The following is a 5,486-nucleotide window of genomic DNA, read 5'->3' on the forward strand; positions in this document are numbered from 1 at the left end:
TTACTATACATCTTGTACTGCCTTATAGTCCCTGACAAATGTTTTTGAATACAGGCGTTTTGATTTTATTTTTCCTGAAAAGCTGTTATAATAAAGACTATGTCGGCTCATGGGGGATATGGGCGGCATGACCGTGCGGCGGCAGTAGAGAGTTTGCCCGGCTTTCGGCTGCCATGAATTTGGGCACGTCTGCAAAACCATCGGAGGTTCATCATGCGCAAAACCATCGTGACTGTCGTACTGTTTCTGACCGTAGCTATAGGGATTTCCGGGCTGCATGTGCTGGCATGGGACCCACCTGCCGCCGTTTCGTCTAATACGGTCTATTTGGTAAATTCCGACACAGGCACGGTCATTTATGAAAAAAATGCAGACCAAAAGGTTTACCCCGCCTCCATTACCAAATTGACGACCGCCTTATTGACCATACAGAAATATGGCAATGCCCTCGACACGGTCATCACGGTGCAAAAAGACGACCTGTCACCACTTTCCGGCACCGGCAGTTCGGTGCTGGGCCTGAAAGTGGGCGAGCAGATCACCGTGCGGCAACTACTGTACGGTTTGCTGGTGAAATCGGGAAATGACTGCGCGATGGTATTGGCACGCGCCGTGGGTGGCTCTGTTTCGGCTTTTGTGGATATGATGAATGAAGAGGCCAAAAAGCTGGGCGCAGATCATACGCACTATGTCAACCCCGAAGGGCTACAAGACCCCAATCACTACACAACTGCAAAAGATGTCTATTTAATCGCCAAGCAAGTCATGGCCAATGATTTTCTGGCCAGTGTGGTGGATACACCCTCTTATACCATTCCCGCCACCAATGTAACGCCGGCGCTCAGAATATCGAATACCAACCTGCTGATTTCCAGCGGTTCAAAATATTTTTTGGACAGTGTCAAAGGCATCAAAACCGGCACGACCTCTGAAGCGGGAGCCTGCTTGGTCTCCTTGGCACAGAAAAAAGGGGTCACTTACTACGCCGTGGTCATGGGTGGGCAGGAAACCATAGCAAACAATGACGTGACCAACACCGCGTTTGCGGATACAAAAGCATTGTATCAATGGGCGTTAGGCAGTTTTCAGACGCGGGAGCTGCTGAACACCGGCACACCGCAGGCGCAGGTGCCGCTGCTGTTTGCATGGAAACAGCAAAATCTCCGGCTCGTTCCAAAAGAACAGTTCAATGCGTTGATTCCGACGGCGCAAAGCAAAGCCGCTGTAACGGTCACACCAATCAATCCGCCGAAATCAGTTCCTTCGCCAGTCAAAAAAGGTCAATATATCTGCTCGGCGGATGTGCTGCTCGGCGGACAAAAAATTGGCACGATACAACTGGTGGCAGCGCAGAATGTTCAGCGCTCCACACCGCTGTATGTCTTCTATCTAATCAGTAAATTTTTTCATTCCCCGTGGTTTAAGCTTGTTTGCATTGGACTTGTTATTCTGCTGGTGCTTTATTTCATTTTGACTTATCGCCACAACCATCGCAAAAAGGCAGGGATGCGGCGGCGCAAACGGAGCAAGCGTTACCCTCGTTAACCTTCCTATGTTCCACCAAAAAGCACCGGTATCGTTTGTTACGATACCGGTGCTTTTTGGTGGAACATTTTGCAGTATTTTATGTCAGAAAATATGACCGGAACGACTCTCGCAAATGTGCAAGAACCCCAGACTTAGCCATGCGGCTCATTCGGCATATTTTTTTTCAAGCCGGTTGAGCTTTGCCACCATCCGCTCCTGATTTAGCAGCAACGTATCAATCTTTTCGTGCAGATCGGCGATGATAATCTCCGATTTCAGGTTGATAAGGTAATCATTTTCGGAACGCGCGCGGTCTTTACTTTCCTGCCGATTTTGGCTCATCATGATGATTGGCGCCTGTATGGCTGCAATACAGGAAAGTGCAAGGTTAAGCAAAATAAATGGATAGGCATCGAACGGATGTACGAGCGCCAAAGCGTTCAAGATAATCCAGACCACCATAGTGCCTATAAAGATACCGATAAATCCCCAGCTGCCAGCAAATCTGGCGATGTTATCCGCCATGCGGTCGCCCAGCGTGATTTTCTTGCCTTTGTTTACATAAACATCCTTAGCCAATCTTTTTTCGATCAGCAAATGCAGCGCTTCTTCTTCTTCCTTATCGGTAGAATGGTCGTTTAGAATCAGATCAGCAAGCTCTTTTACACTTTTTTCTCTCATGCCCCGCTCCTTGTGATGCACGTTATAATTTAAAGTCTTCCTGTGTGAAAGCAGGCAAAGTCGGACGTCTGCGAGGCACTCGTTTAAGTGGGTCATATTGATACTTACGGCAAGAAAAATCCAGTTCCACGATACCCTTGCGTGTGCACAGGACTTTTTCTCCACCCATCGTCTTGCGCCCGTATCGACAGTGTTTACAAGCAATATGGGCTTTCTTGGGAAACAAGCGCATGTCTCCAACCTCTCTTATCATCTGATCATATAAAAAATCCAGTTGCAAGACGCCGCTATAACCGGCGCCTTTTCTATAAGCATACCAGATTTTTGTGCAAAAGAAAAGAACGGTGGCTTGCCGTCCCCAACATCAGACTTTTGCGCGCGCCAGCAACAGCACCGCACACGCAAACAGCAGTGCCGCACTCGCAGGCGCATTATGCATAGCCAGTGTAAACGGTGCCGCACCGGCCAACGTGGGAATAGCAACGGGAAAAAGAGTAAAGAGCAGAATCGTCAGCAAAACAGAGAACAGCATGTGCAGCGGACGACAAGCCACATACCCCCGTGCAGAAAGACCGGTGTCCCGCACAGTGAACAGCACCTGAAAGACGACTGAGAGACCCGACCAACTCAAAAATGCCGATAATGCCTCCAAAGTGAACTGCCCGTTTCGTACCGCCGCATCACAGCCGCCGGAAACCTCAAAAAAACCTTTTAGCAGCGTTTGTGCAGTTTCCGCATCAACCCAGTGCATACCCGGCAGCAGAGACGTCAAATGTGCACATGCCTCCACCAGCCCGGTGGAGAACAACAGGGCGGACAACGCTGAAAAAAACACCACAAATGCGCTGATACCCAGCATACTGTGCGCCGCGTCGGTCACCGATGTGACTAATGCGCCGGGTGCGGACATGCTGACCGTGCGTTTTGGATCTGATACACTGGCCGCGCGCTTTGTACCGCTCATGCCGAGCAGCAGGCCAACTAACAAAGAGGACAGCACATGTGCCGCATACAGCAGCGCACCAGCTTTGGCACTGTGCAGCAAACCCGCACCCACTGCTCCGATGATATAAGCCGGGCTGGAATTGATACAAAATGAAAGCAGCCGGTTCCCTTCCGCCCGGGTAAGCACGCCTTTTTCCACCAATTCCGCACAGGCGCTTGCACCGACCGGATAACCGCCAAGAATGCCCAGCAACAACACAGAAGCCGATGCGCCCGGAAGGCGAAACAGTATGGCTGTCAGCCGGGCAAACAGTCTGCCGAATCGCTCCGCAATGCCCAAGCGGATGACAAAAGATGACAGCACCAAGAAGGGAAACAGCGTGGGAATAACGATCTCGGCACAGAGAAGCAGCCCTGTCCGCGCGCCCTCCAGACCTGCCTGCGGTGAAAAAAGCAGAAGCAGAAGCAAAAAACTGGCGCCGGAAGTCAACAGAAAGGCTCGCAGCTCCTTCTTGATTGGGAGAGATTGTTTTTTTGCACTTTTGATCATAAGCGTCCTCTTATCTCTTTTGTAAAAAACGCGTTTGCGGGAAAGGCGGCACCTGAACTCCGTATTTTTTATGATGGAAGAGCATCAAAACTGCGTGCCGCCCTCCCATGTATATGCGGGGATGTATTTTTATAGCCGGACGTACATAGAATTTTCAGAAACCACTTTGCCGCCGGGCGGCGGGCAGGAGGGACGGACATGGCCCGAAAACACCCCAAAAAACGTCACGCGAAGCTGCGCAAGCTTCCTGCCGCCGTTCTGGAAAAGACGGCGCAGGCAATGGAAATACCACCGGATTTTACAGGTGGTATGCTGCATGTGGAACTTTCCGGCAACCGCGAAGCGGTGGTGGAAGGAAGCTGTTCCATTTTGGAATATGATGAAACCATCATCCGGCTGCATGTCGGCAAATATACCATCCGATTCACCGGCAGAGGATTATCCATGCGCAATCTGCGCAAAGATTCCGCCATCATCGAGGGCTATATCCTTTCGGTGGAATATCTGTAATCCCTGTTCTGCACGGTCAGACCGTATCAAACGGCGAAGGGAGAACGTCTGATGTTTTTGCTGCGCGTTATCCAATATTTTTTAGGATATGTGCGTTTTCGTGCCGACGGCGGCTCACCCGAGCGCTTTCTAAATCTTGTGGCACGCAGTGAAATCGCGCTTTGGGATATCCGCAGCAAGGACGGCGTGCTGTACGCTTCTGCGCTCAGGCGTGACTTCCGCAAACTGCATCCGCTGGCAATGAGCGCCGGCGTGGTCCTAACGCAGGAAGCGCAGAAAGGCGTTCCGTATCAAACCAAACGGTTTGCGCGCCACGCGGGTATACTGGTCGGTCTGCTGGTATTCATGATACTGGTTTGTTTTTTTTCCAGTTTCGTCTGGGAAATCGACATAGCGGGAAACCAAAGCGTCTCAACAACACAGGTGGAGCATGTGCTTGCCGATCTGGGACTGCGCCCCGGAGCGTTCGCCATGTTTTTGCAGGTACGCTACATTCAGAACGGTCTGCTGCTGCGCATTCCTGAGCTTTCAGGCGTGACCATCAATCTGCATGGCAGCACGGCGTATGTCCGGGTACGGGAGCGACGTTATCCGCCGGAGATCGTGCCACAGGCACTTCCCTGCAATGTCAAGGCGACACGGGACGGGCAGATCATACGGATGGAAATCTACGCCGGCAAGCCAATGGTGCAGGTCGGTGAAGCTGTAACGGCAGGGCAGCTGCTCATCAGCGGCGTCATTGAGGACAAGGACGGCGCTCTCCTCCTTGTTCACGCGCAGGGCACTGCGGTCGCGCGTACCAAGCGGGACATATCGGTCACAATCCCGTTCCATACCACCGTGTACAGTGAAACGGGAAAGGAAATCAAGCGGTATACGCTAAATCTGTTTGATTTCGGCGTCCCGCTCTATTTTGGAGCGCTGCAAGGGAATTTCAACCGGTACTCCTATACCAACAACGCGTCGTTTTTTGGCGTGAAGCTGCCGGTCTCCATAACCACACGCGTTTACCGGGAATGCAAACCGTTGTCGGTTACATATTCTCCGTCGCAGGCAGCCAGCATGGCCAAACAGGCGCTGGAGGAAAAAGAAAAAATAGAATTTTCAGGCATAAAACGCATTTCGCAGGCAACGGAAATCAAAACAGACGCGAATGGGTACACCTTGACCGCGCATGATGTCTGTGAAGAAGACATAGCGTTGGGAGAATCCATCCAAATTTCATAAAGTTTAGTAAAAATGATGCTATGATTGTGCGATAAAATATGATATG

Annotated in this window: 5 protein-coding genes; 3 read left to right on the plus strand and 2 right to left on the minus strand. The window is 51.0% G+C overall.

Annotation, left to right across the window (positions count from 1 at the left end; all coding sequences use genetic code 11):
- The first annotated feature begins 213 nt into the window (after positions 1-213).
- A complete protein-coding gene (locus ABF463_RS13710; RefSeq protein ID WP_415534473.1) occupies positions 214-1,545 on the plus strand; it encodes a D-alanyl-D-alanine carboxypeptidase family protein in 1,332 nt (443 codons plus the stop codon).
- Between the two features lie 147 nt (positions 1,546-1,692).
- Here the strand turns inward: ABF463_RS13710 and ABF463_RS13715 are convergent, their stop codons facing one another.
- Together ABF463_RS13715 and ABF463_RS13720 are read right to left on the minus strand one after the other, a co-directional pair.
- Positions 1,693-2,208, minus strand: a complete 516-nt coding sequence (locus ABF463_RS13715; protein ID WP_415534475.1) for a DUF1003 domain-containing protein — start codon at positions 2,206-2,208, stop codon at positions 1,693-1,695.
- Between the two features lie 364 nt (positions 2,209-2,572).
- The gene (locus ABF463_RS13720) at positions 2,573-3,703 is read right to left on the minus strand and encodes a nucleoside recognition domain-containing protein (RefSeq protein WP_415534477.1); all 1,131 of its coding nucleotides are present in this window, start codon (positions 3,701-3,703) and stop codon (positions 2,573-2,575) included.
- A gap of 198 nt (positions 3,704-3,901) precedes the next feature.
- Here ABF463_RS13720 and ABF463_RS13725 point away from each other — a divergent pair, with 198 nt between their 5' ends.
- Both ABF463_RS13725 and ABF463_RS13730 read left to right on the plus strand, forming a co-directional pair.
- Positions 3,902-4,213: a YabP/YqfC family sporulation protein gene (locus ABF463_RS13725; protein WP_415534479.1), complete on the plus strand. Its 312-nt coding sequence runs from the start codon at positions 3,902-3,904 to the stop codon at positions 4,211-4,213.
- 51 nt (positions 4,214-4,264) lie between these two features.
- Entirely contained in the window at positions 4,265-5,440 is a 1,176-nt protein-coding gene (locus ABF463_RS13730; RefSeq protein ID WP_415534480.1) for a sporulation protein YqfD, read from the plus strand.
- Positions 5,441-5,486 lie beyond the last annotated feature (46 nt).

Source organism: Ethanoligenens sp. (assembly GCF_047718355.1).
Lineage (GTDB): Bacteria > Bacillota > Clostridia > Oscillospirales > Ethanoligenentaceae > Ethanoligenens.

Excerpts from the sequence above, each read along its gene's own strand:
- ABF463_RS13715 (WP_415534475.1), bottom strand. The coding sequence starts at position 2,208 with ATGAGAGAAAAAAGTGTAAAAGAGCTTGCTGATCTGATTCTAAACGAC.
- ABF463_RS13710 (WP_415534473.1), top strand. The coding sequence starts at position 214 with ATGCGCAAAACCATCGTGACTGTCGTACTGTTTCTGACCGTAGCTATA.
- ABF463_RS13725 (WP_415534479.1), top strand. The coding sequence starts at position 3,902 with ATGGCCCGAAAACACCCCAAAAAACGTCACGCGAAGCTGCGCAAGCTT.
- ABF463_RS13730 (WP_415534480.1), top strand. The coding sequence starts at position 4,265 with ATGTTTTTGCTGCGCGTTATCCAATATTTTTTAGGATATGTGCGTTTT.
- ABF463_RS13720 (WP_415534477.1), bottom strand. The coding sequence starts at position 3,703 with ATGATCAAAAGTGCAAAAAAACAATCTCTCCCAATCAAGAAGGAGCTG.